This window comes from Niastella yeongjuensis, assembly GCF_900110245.1.
Lineage (GTDB): Bacteria > Bacteroidota > Bacteroidia > Chitinophagales > Chitinophagaceae > Niastella > Niastella yeongjuensis.
Genome location: NZ_FOCZ01000017.1, coordinates 131,095 through 149,983 on the forward strand (window position 1 = coordinate 131,095; position 18,889 = coordinate 149,983).

Sequence of the window (18,889 nt, forward strand, 5' to 3'; positions counted from 1 at the left end):
AATACTTATACAAAATACTTAAAAGCTCGTTTATGCCAAGAACCCGAAAGGTGTTTTCTAAGCCATTTAAGTGTTTACACCTACAAATAAATGATTATTTATTACAATGAATAACACATTAGCTCAAAAGCATATAACTGCTGTTTTGCCCAAAATTAGTTAGGTTTCCTACCCAGACACCTGTATAACAAAGAAGCCCCAACGATGTCGTCGGGGCTTTTTATATAAACTTTTACTTTACTTACTTGTTTCCGCTCGATGCATACTGCATCCAGTTTGATAATGTGCTGCAACCTTTGAATTCGTCATCGATCATAATGTAATACGCGGGGATCTTTGAAGCAAACCAGGCTTCCAATGCGTGTTGCTTTTTTACCTCCAATGCGTCTTTAGCCAGGCGGTCATAATCATCTTTCATGTTTTCAACGTGTGGCTCGGTGCGGGTTTTCAGGTAAACAATGCGTACGCCTTTTTTACCTCTTTCATCGGTATAAGGTGTAGGCTTTGAATATTCACCTGGTTTTATTCCCGATTTTGCCAGCATTTCAACCAGGTCTTTATCGAGCTGGCTTAATTCCAGGAATGTTGAACCAGCCTGGTTTTGGATATAACCACCGGTAAATTTGGAGTTTTCATCATCACTGTATCTGGCAACAGCTTCACCAAATGCTATAGTACCGGCAATCAGTTTAGCACGTACAGAATCGAGTTTATTAACAGCTTCATTGATTTCGTCGTCGGTGATGGAAGGTACCCGTAAAATGTGGCGAATGATGGCATCATCACCGGCACGGCTTACCATTTGTATAATGTGGTAGCCAAATTTTGATTTGAATACCGGCGATACCTGTCCTTCTTTAAGCCGGAAGGCATTGCTAAGCCAGGTGGGGTCCCATGTTTTTTCTGTGCGGTTAATGGAATATTGACCACCATTTTCCTTACTGCCGGGGTCCTGTGTATATAATTTGGCGAGGGTCTCAAACTTCTGCTGTCCCGATTCTACCTGTTTCTTAAAATCATTTAATTCATCGATGGTGAGTTTTTCCAGGTCGCGGCTGGCCTTGGGGTTCACCACTATTTGACCAATCACCACTTGCGATTCATAATAAGGCAGGTTTTTCTGGTCCTTTTTTTGGAAGTAGGCGCTTACTTCCTGGGGGGTGATCTTGATATTCTCTACGATCTTATCGCGCATGCGCTCGGCCAGTTTCCTTTCTTTAAAGGTTTGGCGAAAATCTTCTTTTATCTGGTAAACGGTACGACCGGCAATTTCTTCGAGGGCTTCTTTTGAACCGTACATTTGAACGAAACCACGGATCTGGTTATCGAGCAGGGCGTCAATTTCATCGTCCCCAACCTGTAAGGAGTCTTTTTCGGCCTGCAATACCAATGCCTTTAAGGTAAGGATCTGCTCCATAATGGCGCAATTGGCGTTTTCTGGAACCGGCTCCCCCCGGCGCTGGCGGTCGAGGATATCGTTGTACACATCAGATTTTAATATGATCTTATCGCCCACAATGCCTACAATTTTATCGGCAACAACTTTACGTGGGGCCTGGGCTACCGCAATGGTTACAAAAAGCAAGGCGGTAAGAAAGGTAAAAACAGACTTCATCTGAATATTTTTGAAAGGGACAGGGCCAAATTTACTGGTTAACAGGTTGGCGCAGCTGTTATTTAACAAAAGTTTCGGGTACTAGTTTAAGAAAACAAGGCACAAGAAGGAATTCCCGCTTGTGCCTTGACTATTTTGTACTTATAATTTTATAATGTGCGTTTTACTTCTTCCAGTTCAAACGCTTCGATTATATCGCCTACTTTGATATCGGTAAAGCCCTTAACCGTTAAACCGCACTCCATACCTGAAGGTACTTCCTTAACGTCGTCTTTAAAGCGTTTCAAAGATTGCAGTTCACCGCCTTGTCCTTCACCACGCGGGTACTCTACGATTCCATCGCGAATTACGCGGATCTTCGAGTTACGCAGGATCTTACCATCGAGTACATAACAACCTGCCACGGTAGCTTTATCGAATTTGAACACGTTGCGTACTTCCACGTTGGCGATGATCTTTTCAGTGACTTTCGGTTCCAACATCCCTTCCATCGCGCTCTTCACTTCTTCGATAGCGTTGTAGATGATAGAGTAGAGTTTGATTTCCACCCCTTCAGACTCGGCCAGGCGAGCTGCCTGTGTTGAAGGCCGTACGTTGAAACCTACTACGATGGCGTCGGATGCTGTTGCCAGCATTACATCACTTTCGCTGATAGCACCTACTGCTTTATGTACTACTGATACAACGATCTCTTCGGTTGACAGTTTTTGTAATGAGTCGCTCAACGCTTCTACCGAACCATCCACGTCGCCTTTCAGGATCAGGTTCAACTGTTTGAAGTTTCCTAATGCCAAACGACGGCCAATTTCATCGAGCGTGATATGTTTCTTGGTACGTATTCCTTGTTCGCGTAAGATCTGTGCACGGCGGTTAGCTACTTCCTTGGCTTCGGCTTCATCTTCATATACTTTGAATTTCTCACCAGCCTGAGGTGCTCCGTTCAAGCCCAGGATTAATACCGGGGTAGAAGGCGGCGCTTCGTCAACGCGTTTGTTACGCTCGTTGAACATAGCTTTTACACGGCCAAAGAACTGCCCGGATACTACCAGGTCGCCATGTTTCAGGGTACCATTTTGAACCAGAACAGTGGCTACATAACCACGTCCTTTATCGAGGGTAGCCTCAATGATGGTACCGGTTGCTTCCCTGTCGGGGTTGGCTTTCAGATCGAGCAACTCAGCTTCAAGCAGGATTTTTTCAAGCAGGTTGTCTACATTCAATCCTTGTTTGGCGCTCAATTGCTGGCTTTGGTATTTACCTCCCCATTCTTCCACCAACAGGTTCATACCTGCCAGTTGTTCGTATATCTTTTGTGGGTTGGCACCGTCTTTATCAATTTTGTTGATGGCAAAGATCATTGGTACACCGGCAGCCTGTGCGTGGCTGATGGCCTCCTTGGTTTGCGGCATCACCGCATCGTCTGCTGCCACCACAATTACTGCTATATCGGTTACTTTGGCACCACGGGCACGCATCGCTGTAAACGCTTCGTGACCAGGTGTATCGAGGAAGGATATCTTTTTACCATTGGCCAGTGTTACTTCGTAGGCACCAATGTGCTGGGTGATACCACCCGCCTCACCGGCAACCACATTTGCACTGCGGATATAGTCGAGCAACGATGTTTTACCGTGGTCAACGTGACCCATAATGGTAACGATAGGAGCGCGGTGTTGCAGGTCTTCTGCACTGTCTGCTTCTTCTTCTTCCTCCAGTTCCAGCTGCTTTTCCATATCGATAAACTCGGCTTCAAACCCGAATTCACCGGCTACCAGTTCAATTACCTCGGCATCCAAACGCTGGTTGATAGACACCATGAGACCAAGGCTCATACACTTGCTGATCACTTCTGCAAAGCTTACATCCATCAGGTTGGCCAGTTCGCTTACGCTGATAAACTCTGTAACCTGCAGTTTGTTATCCTGTCCATCAACACCTTCACGTTCGGCCATGTTCTGGCGTTTTTCGTGGCGGCGTTGTTTTTTAATGCCTTTTTGGTTTTTGTTACCGGAAAGCTTGGCTTGTGTTTCGCGTATTTTATCCTGGATCTCTTTTTCGTTGATCTCTTTCGGCTCGCGGGATACATGACGATTACCACCTCCCTGGTGACGGTTCTGGCCGGGACGGTTTTGACCGCCTCTGAAGCCTCCGCCGCCCTGGTGCTGGCCACCGCCCGGACGGTGTTGACCGCCACCCTGCTGGCCCTGACCACCGTGATGGCCTCCGCCGCCATGATGACCGCCTTGTCCACCCTGCTGACCTGGTTCTCTTTTCTTGAAAAGATGTTGAGCCCGTTCCTGCGCAGACTGTTGAGATTGCTGCTGCTGGTCCTTCTTTTCAATGGGAATGCGCTTGCGCTTCCTCTTTTCCTCGTTGGGCTTCGGTTTGGTGCGGGCTTCGTCGCCAACCGGTAATTCTATTTTGCCCAGAATTTTCGGTCCCGTAAGTTTATCTGCTTTAATATTTTCAATAACCGGTGGCAGTGCTTCTTCCTTCGGCTCTTCTTGCTTTTGCACCTCCTTAACCGGCTCCTGTTGCTTTTTCTTTTCAACTACTACCTGTTTGGCAGGCTGTTGCTGCTGCTGTGGCCTGGCAACTTCTTCTTTTGGCTTTTTAGCCTTCTCTTCTACCACAGGCGTAGTAGCTGTAACTATTGGAGCTTCTTCTTTGGGCGCCTCTGTTACGGGTGCTTCTTCGGCAACCGTTTTCGGTTTTTCTTCCTTTACAGGCGGCGGCGTTTCTTCCTTCGCCTTTACCGGAGGCTCTTCTTCCTTTTTCTTTACGACTATTGGCGTTTTCTTCGGTCTTGTTGACGAATCTATAGCCGACAGGTCGATCTTATCCAATATTTTCGGCCCTTCAATTCCGGGTGTTTCCACCTTCGTAATTTCAGGTTGCTTATCCTCAGCTTTTGGCTCTTCTACAGCTTCTTTTACAGGCTCCTTCGTTTCTACAATTTCCTTCTTTTCTTCCACTACAACAGGCGGAGCTTCTTCTACAACGGGTGGCTCTTCAACTACAACAGGTTGTTTTTCAACTACCGGCACTACTTCCTCCACTTTTTCTACCTTCTCCTCTTTCTTCTCTTCTTTTTTCTCCTCTTTTTTCTCCTCTTTTTTCTCCTCTTTTTTCTCCTCTTTTTTCTCCTCTACAACTTTCTCTACTTTCTCTTCTTTTTCTACCTTTTCTACTTTCTCTTCTTTCTTCTCTTCCACAACCGGAGCTGGTTCCTGTTTTTTAACCACCTCTTTCTTAACAGCCGCAGCATCATCTTCCTTCTTCTTCTTTGCTTCCAGACTTCCCTTCGGCAGATCAATCTGATCGCTTTTTAACTTGGCCACTTTATCACTCTGGAATTCCTGTTGCAAAGCACGATACATATCCTCCGTCAGTTTTGACGTGGGTTTGAGATCGTCATTACTAAATCCCTTTCCTACCAAAAAGTCTACCAGCGTTTCCTTGCCGATGTTAAACTCTTTGGCTGCGGCCATTAATCTTATTGTTGTTGTTTCTGCCATTCGTTATTGTAAGACAATTTTTTGTTTTGTTCGCTGTTTGGATAAGCAAATTACTTGGAAAAAGGCAAATTGATCACATTTCCTAATTATGTCATATGTATTTAATAACCAATCTGACTATTCTGCCTATCCTTTTTCAAATTCTTCATTCAGAATGCGACGAACTTCGTTGATGGTCTCTCTTTCGAGATCGGTTCTTCTTTCCAGCTCTTCTGCCGTGAGATCCAGCACACTGCGGGCTGTATCGCAACCAACGCGTTTGAGCTCATCAATAATCCAGGTTTCAATTTCATCGCTAAATTCTTCCAGATCGATATCAAATTCCTGGGGTTCGCCTTCCGTATCGCGATAAACGTCGATGCTATATCCCGTTAATTCCTGTGCCAGCTTGATATTCACGCCTTTTTTCCCGATTGCCAGCGACACCTGATCAGGTTTCAGGTAAACATTCGCCTGTTTTTTATCATTGTCAAGATCCTGGGTAGTGATCTTGGCCGGTGTTAGCGAGCGTTGGATCAGCAGTTGAATATTATTGGTCCAGTTAATAACATCGATGTTCTCGTTCTTCAGTTCCCGTACAATTCCATGGATACGGCTACCTTTCATACCTACGCAGGCGCCCACGGGATCAATACGATCGTCGTATGACTCCACGGCCACTTTCGCCCTTTCGCCGGGCTCCCGAACGATCTTTTTAATAACAATTAAACCATCAAATATTTCAGGCACCTCAATTTCAAGCAGTTTTGCAAGGAAAGAGGGAGAGGTACGGGATAAAATAATGACCGGAGAATTGTTTTTTAATTCTACTTTTTTAACAACGGCGCGGATATTTTCACCTTTCTTGAAATAGTCTTGCGGAATTTGCTCACTCTTAGGCAATATTAACTCATTCCCTTCTTCATCGAGCAATAAAATTTCTTTTTTCCAAACCTGGTATACCTCAGCACTGATAATTTCACCTATTCTGTCACCATATTTTTTAACCAGTACGTTCTTTTTCAGATCACTAATACGGCTTGCCAGGGTTTGTTTGGCGGCCAGAATTGCCCGGCGGCCAAAATCGAGGATATTTATTTCCTCATATAATTCTTCCCCTACTTCAAAGTCGGGTTCTATTTTAACGGCATCGCTATAAGCAATTTCAGCCAGCGGGTCCATCACAGCTCCATCCTCAACTATAGTACGGCGGCGCATAATTTCCAGGTCACCCTTTTCTGCATTCACAATTACGTCAAAATTCTCGTCACTGCCATATTTTTTACGCAGCAGGGTTTTGAAAACATCCTCTACCACTTTCATCATGGTAGGGCGATCAATATTTTCCGCGTCCTTAAAGTCTGCGAAGGCCTCTATCAAGTTTATGCTTGCCATATACTACAATTTTTTTCTTCCGGCATTTTGTACCGAAAAACCTTATTAAAATACAGTTTGAATTGTTGTTGATTTAATTTGATCAAATTGAAATTGGTGCGTTATCACCTCTTTCTTTTTATTTTTTCCTTTTGTCTCCTCAACCGTAATGGTGTCTTCTCCCACCTCAGTCATTTTGCCGGCAACTTTAATACCGTCTTTGAGGATTACCTCAACCGACCGGCCCAGGTTCTTCCTGTATTGCCGTAACAACTTTAAGGGTTCGTCAACGCCGGGAGAAGATACTTCAAGCGAAAAGTCTCCATTAGGGAATAGATTGTCCTCTTCGATCTTTTTATATAAAGCCCGGTTCCAGGAGATACACTTCTCAATAGTCACTCCCTGGTCACCATCCAAAAATAGCTTTACGTTATTGGTGGGTTTTACTTTGATCTCTACCAGGAAGTAAGCTGGATCATTAGCCAGCATATCCTGCATCATTTTTTCAATTGCCTGTACTGGTGTTTCCATGTCTTATGGGAAATAAAGAAGGGAACGATTCCGTTCCCTTTCTAATCATCTTTTGCCTTGGCAAAGGTAAGGTAAATAGATTAATACTTCCAAAAACCCTGTTGTTAATTTCGAATAAATGAAAATTTAAATGGGTGACGGCCACCATTTTAAAGAAAGAAAGCCAAAAAACCGCCCGTTACGAACATTCAGAATACAACACTTGTTGATTTGATATAGTTTTGCCAGGTTTCCAATAAATAGTCGGGGGCCTGTTTTTTGCAGCAGCTGAATAGTATTTGCAAGCCCCTAACAGTTTGTTAGCCGGTGTATTTGTACCTTTAGTTTTTGTAATATGAGCATATTTCGCGTACTGTTATATATATTTCTTGCCATCTTCCTTTACAAATTTGTATTCAACTTCCTCGTGCCCGTAATTAAAATGTCGTGGCGCGTACGTAGCCAGATAAAGGAGTTTCAACGCCAGCACCAGCAGCAAGAGGATCCGCTGCAACAAAATACCACGGCCAATAACCGGACGTCTTCTCCCCCCCATAACCATACAGCCAGCAAACCAAAAGCCGGCGATTACATTGATTTTGAAGATGTAAAAGAATAATCAATATTTTAAAGGCCCAGATCGAGGATCGTTTTCCCTCCGGTGAGGTGCAGTCCCTGTAAACCAGCCTTTTGCGCCCCTTCCACATTTACAAGGGCATCGTCAATAAACAGGGTTTCTGCCGCATGCACGCTGCTGTCCTTTATAACATATTCAAATGCCGCTACATCGGGTTTACGCAGTTTTATGAGGTGGGAATAGTACGCCTTTGTAAAAAGATTGTCCATGTCGCTGCCATATACTTCCCGGTAAGCTTTGTGAAAATGCAGTAGGTGTATTTGATTGGTATTGCTGAATAAATAAAGCCGGTATTTGCTTTGCAGCTTTTTAAGGAACTCCACCCGTTTGGCTGGAAAATCCAGCAACATATCATTCCAGGCAGCAATGATCTGGTCTTTGGTGGTGCCTGGTGCCGACAGCTGCTGCGCCTTTTCTATAAACAACTCGTCTGAAATGGTGCCCATTTCATAATCCCTGAAAAAAGAAGTAGCAAAGCCAATGCGAAATAATTCATCAATGTGGGTAAGACCCAATGCTTTAAATGCATCGCTGGTTTTGGGAACATCCAGGTTGAGTAAAACTCCGCCCAAATCAAAAATTATGCTTTTCACAGGTGCCATCAATTATTAATTTGGGAGCAAGTTACACTTCAAAATTATTTCTCCAATCTAAAGCCGGCTTCCTTTACATCACGGCTGTTGGTGCCAATGAATAATTTAAACTCACCGGGCTCCGATACATATTTCAGCTCGCTATTGTAAAATCTAAGGTCGTTCTCACTAATTGTGAATTCCACTTTTTTCATTTCCCCTGCATTCAGTTTTATTTTCTGAAAGCCTTTCAACTCTTTTACCGGGCGGGTTACCGACCCCACGAGGTCCCGGATGTAGAGCTGTACGGTCTCTTCCCCGGCCATATTTCCGGTATTCTTAACCAGCACCGTTGCTGTAATCGGCTGTCCCGGGCGTATTGTATTCTGGCTTAGCTGAATGGTATCGTAAGTGAACGTTGTATAGCTGAGCCCGTAGCCAAAAGGGTACAAGGGCGAATTGTCAACATCCAGGTAATCTGATTTGAATTTGGGGTTGCCACCTTCATACGGCCTGCCGGTATTTTTGTGATTATAGTAAATCGGAATCTGGCCCACATTGCGTGGAAAGGAGGTAGTGAGTTTGCCCGAGGGGTTGTAACTGCCAAACAACACATCGGCAATGGCATTCCCGGCTTCGGTGCCGGCAAACCAGGCCTCTACAATGGCCGGCGCCTGTTCATCGAGCCAGGGAATGGTAAGCGGTCGCCCATTCATTAATACCACCACCAACGGCTTTCCGGTTTTTACCAGGGCTTCTATCAGCCTTCGCTGACTGCCCGGTAAATCCAGACTGGTGCGGCTGGATGACTCGCCCGACATCTCCGCCGCTTCGCCCACCACAGCCACTACCACATCTGCTTTCCCTGCTGCATCAACCGCTTCCTGTATCATTACTTCCGGGGTTCGGGGATCTATTTCTGTTGGTTTGCCAAATGGGCTGATGCGTTTGGCAAAGGCGGTATCATCGGTTATATTGGACCCTTTTGCAAACAACATTTGCACGCTGCCTGCCACATTTTTAAAGCCTTCCTGTATACTTACGCTTTTTGTTTTATCACCACTTACGGCCCAGGTGCCTAACATTTCTGCGTGATTATCGGCCAGCGGGCCTATCAGGGCAATGGTGCCTGATTTTTTTAAGGGCAGGGTCTGGCGTTCATTTTTTAACAGCACCATGGAGCGGGCAGCGGTTTCGCGCGCTGCCTGCCTGTTCTGCGCGGTCAGGATCTCTTTATCGGGCCTTGATTCGTTTATATAACGAAATGGATCATCGAACAAACCGAGCTTGTATTTTGCTTCCAGTACCCGCTGGCAGGCATCGTTGATTTCCTTCGGGGTTACCTTACCTGCTTTCAGGGAGTTTTGTAAAGTGGTCAGAAAACCTTCGCCTACCATGTCCATATCCAGACCGGCTTTTAAAGCCAGGGCCGATACAGTAGACAAATCGCCCATGCCGTGCGCTATCATTTCATTTACCGAGGTATAATCTGAGACTACAAAGCCTTTAAACCCCCATTTGTTGCGTAACAACTCAGTCAGCAGCCAATGGTTGCCTGTTGCCGGAATGCCATCAATTTCATTGAAGGAGCTCATTACACTGCCTACGCCGGCATCAACTGCCGCCTTGTAGGGAGGCAGGTATTCATTGTACATTCTGATGCGGCTCATGTCGGTGGTATTATAATCGCGGCCGGCTTCTGCAGCGCCATACAGGGCAAAATGTTTTACACAGGCCATTACCGTATTGTCTTTCGACAGGTCAGTACCCTGATAGCCCTTTACCATGGCCCGCGCAATTTTTGAACCCAGGTAAGGGTCTTCACCCGAACCTTCGGCAATACGGCCCCAACGCGGGTCGCGGGCAATATCAACCATGGGCGAGTATACCCAGCAAAGCCCATCGGCAGATGCTTCAATGGCGGCTATACGGGCAGTGCGCTCTATCAGGGTGGTGTCCCAGGAACAGGAGAGCCCGAGCGGAACGGGAAAAATAGTTTTGTGTCCATGTATTACATCCAACCCAAAGATGAGGGGAATGTGCAGGCGGCTTTCTTTTACAGCCAGGGTTTGAGCCTGGCGAATTTTATCGGGTCCAAAAATGCCGAAAAGGCCGCCCACCCGTCCTTTGCGGATATTATCTTCCACGCCCCGGCTTACTACCGAGCCGGTAGGTACACCCGAACCAGGTGTAACCAGATTCAGCTGGCCGATCTTTTCGTCCAGCGTCATTTTGCTCATGAGGCTGGCCACGTACGCCTTCATTTTGGCGTCGCTTGTTTGTGCGGTTGCCTGTAACAGAAAGGATAAAGTAACAATCGTTAATACTGTCCTGCGCATATATGTTTATTTATTAGTCTGCTTTTATCACTTTGCTTCTTACAGATACTCCGCTTTCATTGATGGCTTCTATGGTAAAGTAATATGGCTTTTCTTTATCCATGGCCTTACAATAATATTCGTTGCTGCTATATACCATTACACAGTTGTACAATTTGTCGGGCGCCAGCCCCATGTAAATATTATAGGCGTAGGCATTGTCAACCGGCCGCCATTTTAACCAGGCGCTGCGTTTGTCTTTTTCGGTGCGCAAAACAATAAACTGTTTTACTTCTTCGGGTTTGTTGCCGTTACCATTGCCAAATACGCGTAACCCACTGATGGCGAATTTGCCACCGGGCATATGTATATTTTCGAGTTTTATATATCGGGTTTGAACCGGGGTTTGCAATTCAATATAATCATGCGGCACATCGGTTTTATTGTTGCTTTTATCTACCAGCAATTTCCAGTTTTTACCATCTGCACTTTGATATAATTTATATTGATGATAGGTGCCCTGTTGTTTGCCCAGGAAATTTACATCCTGATCGGCATAATTGAGTTGTATGGCCCGTACGGTGCAGGTGCTACCCAGGTCGGTTGCTATCCACTCGCCTTTATTACCGGTAGCAGCGCTCCAGTATGTTTTTATGTTTTCGTCCACGGCAAAATTAGCATAATAACTGGCAAGTGTAGATGAAACAGTGACTGGTTTGGAATAGTTTAGCAGCATCCATCCGGTGAAGGAGGCTTCGCCTCCTTCAGCCCCCTCCCGGCCTCCTCCGCCGGCTGGCGGAGAGGAGACGTTAATAGGTAGATAATGAGGATAGTCTCCAAAGGCGGCATCCATATACATCACATCGTCTTTATCAAAACCGGCGGGCCAGATGCCAATACGCCGTTCAAAGTTATTTTTCACCGAAATGGCTATGGTCGATACATGCCACCAGTTATTGTTAGGGTCTTTAAAGGTGGCACCATGACCGGCCCCCCGGGCAAAACCACCGGGTTTGTAACTCAGGGGTTGTGACTGGGGTATAAATGGACCCAGCGGATGGTCACCCACCACCACACCATCGGCATACCCGCTGAACTCGGTACCGGGCGCGCCATATTGCAGATAGTATTTTCCGTTATGTTTGGTCATCCAGGCGCCTTCTATAAACGGATCAAGGAACGTGTTGTCCTGGTATTCGCCAAAACGCTGCCAGCCATAACGCCAGGGTTCCAGCAAATACATTTCCTTGCGGGTGCCTTTGGGAGCAAATGTTTTGCGGTCAATTTCAATCCCGTACAACGGATACCGGTTGCTGCTGCCATTGTACATATATAACTTACCGTCGTCATCCAGAAAAAAATCAGGGTCCCAGCCACCTATTTCAAATGAATCTATGGCTTCTTTCCATTCATTGGCTTTGGGGTTAGTGCTCATCCAAATGGGAAAGTTGGTTGAATAGGTTGAACCAAATACCAGTAACGTGTCGCCCTGCACCCAAACCGCCGGCGCACACAATTCGTCATAGACCTTATGCCAGGGTTTTAGAAACAAGCGGGAAACAAAATGCCAGTTGCTCATATCGCTGCTCCACCAATAACCCCATTGGTTGGTACTGAATAAATAATAATCGCCTTTGTACATTACTATGACCGGGTCGGCGGTAGCCCGGTGTTTGCCCCATTCGGTAAAATTGGGAATGGGCGTATACCCGTAGTCGATATTAATTGGGTTGCAATAGGTCTTTATTGTAAAGGTGGGCCCTCCGCCAGTTGGCGGATGGCCCACCTTTTCTGCATGCACACGATCGGTTTTCGCACTGCTTTGAGGAAAAACCTGCGGAACAAGGACCGCAAGAAAGAAAGCTGTATAAATAAGTTTTGTAAACATGTTAGGGTGTTTGATCCGGTCTTCGGCCTGTCAGGGTCATTTAAAGTGGGGGCTTGTAAAGCCCAGTTTTTTTAACCCTGTTTTTATTTCAGGGCAGCTCATAAACAATTTCCATAACAACCCGCTGCGATAGTTTTCCATCATCACTACTATAGGCCCCTGATCAATAGCCAGGTACCGTTGTGGGTACCAGTTGGCAGTCTGGCTAAATGCATCATAAAAACCATAAGGGCCCCAAAGCTTATCTTTCTCATCGTTGTACCAATGCCGCATAGCCTGCATGGATTGTTGTGGTGTGTATGGAAAGGAGGACAAAGCTGCGGTGGGCGATATTACCCCCAGATCGGTGTTCTTGCCCGGTGCATGTGCATCATAGCCGTGTATGGAATAACTGGCTGTAAGTCCCCAGCTATCGGGACCATATCCATTGAAATATTTTGGATTCTTTACACACCAGGCATAATTGATGAGGGTTTGATTTTTATTTTCTTCCCAATAATCGGCATAGCGGTCCTTTAACCCATGCGGGTCGAGCCCCAGCCAGGAGTAATGGGCCCAGAACAGGGGGCCGCCATAGGGCGAATCGCCCTGGTGGTACAACTGCAGGGAATAGCCCATAATAGGACAGTGTGAAACGATCTGGCCATTTTGCGCCCAACCCTCATGGTACACTTCGGGTGGTACGCCATGGGTGGGCGAAGCCGCTGCCAGTATATACATGATCATACATTCGTTATACCCATGCACCGGAAAATTCATTTCCCAGTTATAGGTTGGGCTCCAATGCCAGTACAATACATTTTCACCATGGCGGTACCAGTCAAACTCAACCTCCTGCCACAACGTGTCTATACGTTTAGATAATACCTGCTCGGCTGAATCGCCATTTTTAAAGAATTGCCGGGCACAAAGCAAACCCTGTAACAGGAAAGAGGTTTCAACCAGGTCGCCGCCATTGTCCTTTCGGCCAAAGGGTTTTACCTTACCGGTTTCCCCATAAAACCAATGGGGCCAGGCGCCATGAAAACGATCGGCTGTTTGCAGAAAATGAACAATTCTGTCAAGCTGTTCGCGTCCCTGGTCGCGGGTAATAAACCCGCGGTGGATGCCCACCAACAGGGCCATTACTCCAAAGCCGCTGCCTCCAGTGGTAACAACGCTCTGATCTTTTTCGGGGTACACATTATCAACGTGAATACGTTCCCGGGCCATCCCACTGTTTGGCTCTGCCCCCTCCCAGAAATATTGAAAGGTTTGTTGCTGCACCTGGGTAAAAACCTCCTCATCTTCAGGCGTAAACTTCGCCTCTCCATTCACTGGTTTCTGCGTATTCGAGCATCGGATCACTAAAAAAGAAATTACAATCGTTATTAGGGTTAACCTGGAACGTATCATTGTGGCGTGTCGTTTAGTTTCGGTACTTGTGTGGGTACAGATCGATCACTACAAATTCGGGTCCAGGTCCTTTTGTGCCTGTGGAATGGGCACATACTCCTTTCCAGGTGCAAAGCCCTGATTTGCCAATACCGTGGCAGCTTGCCCGGTGCGCAGCAGGTCATTGTATCGTTCACCCCACCACTCACAGGCAAATTCAGCGCGGCGTTCATCCAGCACCTGTTGTAAAGTCACCCCGGTTAACGGATTTAATTTGGCCCGCACGCGCACCAGGTTAAAGGGCACATCACCATTTTGGCCTTTTCTAACTTTTGCCTCCGCATTTAATAATAAAACATCAGCATAGCGCAATACGCGTACGTTATTATTGGAACCATAGTCGGTTCTTCCGCCTGTCATTTGATTCCTGGGCAGGTATGCCTTACCCATGAACCTGGTTTGCGAGTTGGAGTTGCCATAAACAGTATCCCCAGATGGAGAAACTACATACGAGCTCTCACTGGAACCGACGAATAGGATAGAGGTTTTCAGTCGAACGGAATCGTTACGGCTATTGAAAAAATCAACAACTGTTTGTGTAGGCGCTAAAAAGCCCCAGCCGGAAATAGGACTGCCCTGCTGATTGCCACTCGGTCCCTGAAAAGTAAAGAACGCACCGGGCAATACCGAGGTACCTGTACTGGTGCCAAAATCGGTAAACTGCAATTCATATAACGATTCATCAGACAGCTTGCCTGGAAGTTTCCAGAGTTGATAAAAATCGGGGTACAGGGAGAATTTATTACTATTGATGATATCATTTGTGGCAGATAAAACAACATCCCAGAACGGACTGCCATTATCGTTACCTGCTGCATCGGCGGCTGCTTTAGCCTTTATTAAAAGGGCGGTGTATTTTGTTATAGCGCCCTTGTGTGTAGACTGGTTAGGACGGGCATCTTCCAGGAAACCAATGGCAGAATCCATTTCATTCATAACCCATTGTCGTATTTCCAGTACCGAACTTGCCCTTCTGGTAGTTAAACTGTCGTTGTTGGTAATAATAGGTACATTACCAAATACCCGGGAGATCAGCATATGCGCCCAGGCACGGATCACCCTTACTTCAGATCTGTACTGATTGTAAAACGCCAGGTTGGCGGCATCACTGGCGGCGATGTTTGCCCGATACCTGTCAAGATCATTCAATGCTTCATTGCAATACAACACAGCCGCGTAATGGTCGTTCCAATAGTTATTGTTGCCCCAGAAAGTAACCACACCTGGATTTTCATTCTGAAAGTTTTTAATATCGGAAAGCGTTCCCTGGTCGTTGGGCGACGATCCCTTGGCCACATCATCACCGCGTACAACGCGTACTCCGCAATCCATCCAGTGTACAAAACCCGGATTTTCGCCGGCGGCCGTACGATAAGCACCTGATACCGGTGAATACATCGCACCTAAATTGGTGTAGTCGATCGTTGTGCTGCGTGGTCTGTCTTCTACATCGTGATCCAGGTACTTACTACAAGCTGTTGCCTGTATCAACAGCAGTAGAAATAAGATATATTTTATAGTCTTCATGATCCTGAGTAATTAAGGTTAATAAGTAATTCTTACCCCAATAGAATAAACAGCAGTTGTGGGATACACATTATTGTCGTACCCGAACGAGGAGATCTGGGTAGGCGTTGTATTGGCTGGTCCCGCTGCCCTGTCTTTCGGTAGCTGTGCCGGGGCTGCTATTTCAGGGGTTATACCAGAGTACCTGGTCCAGATAACCGGACGATCGGCCGTTGCATACACCCTGAACGAGGCGCCACTGGTGCCACCCACTTTGAAGTTGTATCCCAGTTGAATATTCTGTAGCCGCAGGTACGATCCGTTCTCTACAAAAAACGAACTGGCATTGTTATTCCACGATTGGGTAGACCCAATGGCTGAAGGATATTTATTGGTAGAACCTTCGCCTGTCCACAAGCTGGTTACAAATTTTTCATCCCCATTCATGTCGGAGAACTTTTGCCGGGCCGCGCGGTTATTGTTCAGAATATAACTTTCGCCCACACCCTGGAAGAAAATACTCAGATCAAAATCTTTGTAATCCACTCCCAGATTAAATCCATAATTGATCTTAGGCAGGTAACTTCCCAGGTTTACGCGATCGTTTTCATCGATCTTTTTATCATTGTTTACATCTGCGAACTTGAAGTAGCCCGGTTTTAAATTATTGGCAACGGCAACGGGGTCTGCATCTATTTCGGCCTGGTTCTGGTAAACACCAGCTACCTGGTACCCATAAAAGAAGTTGAATGGCTCGCCCACCTGTGACTGGGTTGGAAACTCAGCCACGCCGCCCGGAATGTTTTTCTGACCGGCGAGGTCAACCACATTGTTTTTCACCGTGGTGAGATTGCCGCCTACATGATAACCTATCTCCCCTATTTTATCGGCCCAGTCAAGGGTTACCTCTACACCGCTGTTATCTACCTTACCCCAGTTACTGTATACCTTTACATTGCCTATAAAAGGATAGGTTCTTTCAAATGCCAGGTCATTTGTTCTGCGGTGATAGTAATCCACAGAACCCTTTAACCGTTTATTCAATAAAGAAAAGTCAACACCCACATCCCATTCGTCTACTACTTCCCATTTTACTGTACCAAATAAAGGGTCTATACGATAACCGGTTACAGGTACACCATTGGTGATGCCGGTACTGTTGAAAATGCCTGAATAGTCATTGCCGCTGTACACTACTGCATAACCCGTGCTCGGTGGCACATTGTCGTTACCCAGTTTTCCCCACGACCCACGCAATTTCAACAGGTCGAAGATCTTGTTGTCTTTCATAAAGTCCTCATCCGAGACCACCCAGCCTACACCAACCGAAGGGAAGTAACCCCACTTCTCCTGGTACTTCGACGTACCATCTGCACGGAAAGTAGCTGTTAACAAATACTTGCCGGCATAGTTATATTCCAGTCTGCCGAAATAGGAGATAGAGGTATTTCTGTAACCTGTTTCATTATAGCCATTCGAACGGCGGGGACCCTGGTCGGCATACCAGTAAATTTGATCGGGCGGTATACTGTCGGTAATCACCTGCGTTGATCTGAACTGTTCCTGCCGGGCAGATTGACCTAAGAGCACCGTCCAATGGTGTTTGTCCTTGCTGTCTTTGTAGGTAATTAAATTATCGAGGATATAATTGTTTGTTCTGTCCTGCGTGGAGGTAAGCACCGAAACCCTTGCCTGCTGGATATTATCAACATAATATTCGGGCAGGTAGTTCTGGTTCAGGTTAGATCCATAGCGCTGACTCAACTGGGAACGGACAGACAATTTATTTTTTAGGAGATCTGCTTCCAGATAAACCGAGGGAAGTATTTGGAAACCTTTTGTTTTATCGTACCAGTAATTGGCTGCAGCAACCGGGTTATTAAAAACACCGTTGGCAAAACCAAGCGAAGTGGAAGAAGCATATTTGGTAGGTCTTGCCAGCGTATTGGTAGCATCAAACACAGGGTATAATGGAGAAGCCATATATGCCAATGAAAAAGCGCCGGCATTAGGATTCTGTTGGGTGAAGTTGGTGAAATGCGCAGTAATGCCCATCTTCAAAAAATCATATGGTTTGGCCTCAACCTGGAAGCGGCCATTATATCTTTTATAACTGCTTTCGGTTTCGGTAACACCATCCTGGTACAGGTAATTCAACCCAAGGGTATAATTAACTTTTGGCGCGCCGCCGCTTATATCCAGACTATGGTTGTGCATAAGGGCCGAACTCTTCAAAATTTCATTGTACCAGTCGGTATTGGTAGTTGGGTTTACGCCACTACCACCAAATTTGGTTACCGAATTGGTAACCCGCGCAGAATCTGCAGAAGTTTGTTTAGCCAGCTGCATGGCAGCATACTGTGAGCCATTAGCCAATTTGGTATTACCCGTAGGTACCTGTACGCCAAAGTAACCATTATAGGTTACCCGCGTCTTTTGGTTGTATTTCCCTTTTTTGGTGGTGATGATTACCACTCCGTTTGCAGCCCGTACGCCATAAATAGCAGCAGCGGAGGCGTCTTTCAAAATCGACATTTCCCCAATATCATTGGTATTTAAGAAGTCGATATTATCTACGAACATGCCATCCACTACATACAATGGTGACGTATTATTAAATGAACCCACCCCTCTAATCTTTACGGTGGGTGAACCGCCCGGTGCTCCACTGGTTATTACCTGTACGCCCGTTACATTCCCCTGTAATGCCTGCATGGGGCTGGCTGTGGTGCGTTTGTTCAGGTCTTCAGGATTCACCACGGCCACCGGGGCCGTTAAATCTCTTTTCGTGCTGGTACCATAACCAACCACTACAACCTGTTGCAGCGAGGAGGCATCGGCTGCTTTTAAACTAACATCGATGGTAGCGCGCCCATTAACGGTTATTTCCTGGGTTTCAAATCCCAGGGAAGAAATTACCAGTATAGCGCTGTCAGGTACAGTAAGGGAATAATTTCCGGCTCCATCGGTGGTGGTGCCAATGGAAGTATTCTTCACTACCACCGAGGCACCGGCAACAGGTTCACCAGTGGAGCTGGTAACCCTGCCCGTCACTTTAATATTTTGAACTTCTGCCATACCCGTTTTAAGGATCACCAGGTTGTTGGCCATTAACTGATAGGAGAGACCGGTATTGTTAAGCAATCTGCCTAACACCTCAGTTACTTCGGCATTGACCATGGTAAGCGTAATGCGGGGTGCATTGGTTACCAGGTTTTCATTATACAGAAACCGGAAATTGCTTTTCTTTTCAATAAATGATAATGCCCTTTTCAATTGGGTTGACTGAAAGTCAACACTGATCCTGTTTTGCGAATAGCCACCGGCTGTAACATGAAGACAACTTATGAGTATTATAGCGAATGCAAGCTTCATAATCCGGACGAACTTTAGGAAAATCGGGTCCCTGCCGAAACTCAGCGGAATTCCGTTTTTTTTCATACTTTGATAATTGGAAGGTTAAATAATAGGTGTTTCCTGCGCCTAAACAGGAAAGCTCAATTCAGCCTGTATTTTACCTGGCGGAATCTCACTGCAA

11 protein-coding genes are annotated in these 18,889 nt (G+C 46.1%); 1 reads left to right on the top strand and 10 read right to left on the bottom strand.

What is annotated here, in order from left to right:
• Positions 1–241: 241 nt before the first annotated feature.
• The 4 genes from BMX95_RS30280 to BMX95_RS30295 form a co-directional block, all read right to left on the bottom strand.
• Positions 242–1,615, bottom strand: coding sequence for a peptidylprolyl isomerase (locus BMX95_RS30280; RefSeq protein ID WP_081200428.1), 1,374 nt, complete (start codon positions 1,613–1,615; stop codon positions 242–244).
• 149 nt (positions 1,616–1,764) lie between these two features.
• Positions 1,765–5,133 carry a translation initiation factor IF-2 gene (gene infB / locus BMX95_RS30285; protein WP_242673121.1) on the bottom strand — a complete coding sequence of 1,123 codons (3,369 nt, stop codon included), beginning with the start codon at positions 5,131–5,133 and terminating at the stop codon, positions 1,765–1,767.
• A gap of 126 nt (positions 5,134–5,259) precedes the next feature.
• A complete protein-coding gene (gene nusA / locus BMX95_RS30290; protein WP_081145586.1) occupies positions 5,260–6,507 on the bottom strand; it encodes a transcription termination factor NusA in 1,248 nt (415 codons plus the stop codon).
• A gap of 45 nt (positions 6,508–6,552) precedes the next feature.
• Positions 6,553–7,017 carry an LSm family protein gene (locus BMX95_RS30295; protein WP_081200398.1) on the bottom strand — a complete coding sequence of 155 codons (465 nt, stop codon included), beginning with the start codon at positions 7,015–7,017 and terminating at the stop codon, positions 6,553–6,555.
• Between the two features lie 334 nt (positions 7,018–7,351).
• On the opposite strand from BMX95_RS30295, the gene BMX95_RS30300 reads away from it, so the two are divergent.
• On the top strand, positions 7,352–7,615 hold the full coding sequence (locus BMX95_RS30300) for a DUF4834 family protein (protein WP_081200400.1): 264 nt from the start codon (positions 7,352–7,354) through the stop codon (positions 7,613–7,615).
• Positions 7,616–7,623: 8 nt separating this feature from the next.
• Here BMX95_RS30300 and BMX95_RS30305 read toward each other — a convergent pair whose 3' ends face one another.
• The 6 genes from BMX95_RS30305 to BMX95_RS30330 form a co-directional block, all read right to left on the bottom strand.
• A complete protein-coding gene (locus tag BMX95_RS30305; RefSeq protein ID WP_165758913.1) occupies positions 7,624–8,226 on the bottom strand; it encodes an HAD family hydrolase in 603 nt (200 codons plus the stop codon).
• Between the two features lie 44 nt (positions 8,227–8,270).
• Entirely contained in the window at positions 8,271–10,544 is a 2,274-nt protein-coding gene (gene bglX, locus BMX95_RS30310; protein WP_081200404.1) for a beta-glucosidase BglX, read from the bottom strand.
• Between the two features lie 13 nt (positions 10,545–10,557).
• Positions 10,558–12,411, bottom strand: a complete 1,854-nt coding sequence (locus BMX95_RS30315; RefSeq protein ID WP_090519677.1) for a family 43 glycosylhydrolase — start codon at positions 12,409–12,411, stop codon at positions 10,558–10,560.
• A 36-nt stretch (positions 12,412–12,447) separates the two neighbouring features.
• On the bottom strand, positions 12,448–13,758 hold the full coding sequence (locus tag BMX95_RS30320) for a glucoamylase family protein (RefSeq protein WP_242673122.1): 1,311 nt from the start codon (positions 13,756–13,758) through the stop codon (positions 12,448–12,450).
• Between the two features lie 96 nt (positions 13,759–13,854).
• Entirely contained in the window at positions 13,855–15,372 is a 1,518-nt protein-coding gene (locus BMX95_RS30325; protein WP_081200408.1) for a RagB/SusD family nutrient uptake outer membrane protein, read from the bottom strand.
• Between the two features lie 18 nt (positions 15,373–15,390).
• Positions 15,391–18,726, bottom strand: coding sequence for a TonB-dependent receptor (locus BMX95_RS30330; protein WP_165758914.1), 3,336 nt, complete (start codon positions 18,724–18,726; stop codon positions 15,391–15,393).
• Positions 18,727–18,889 lie beyond the last annotated feature (163 nt).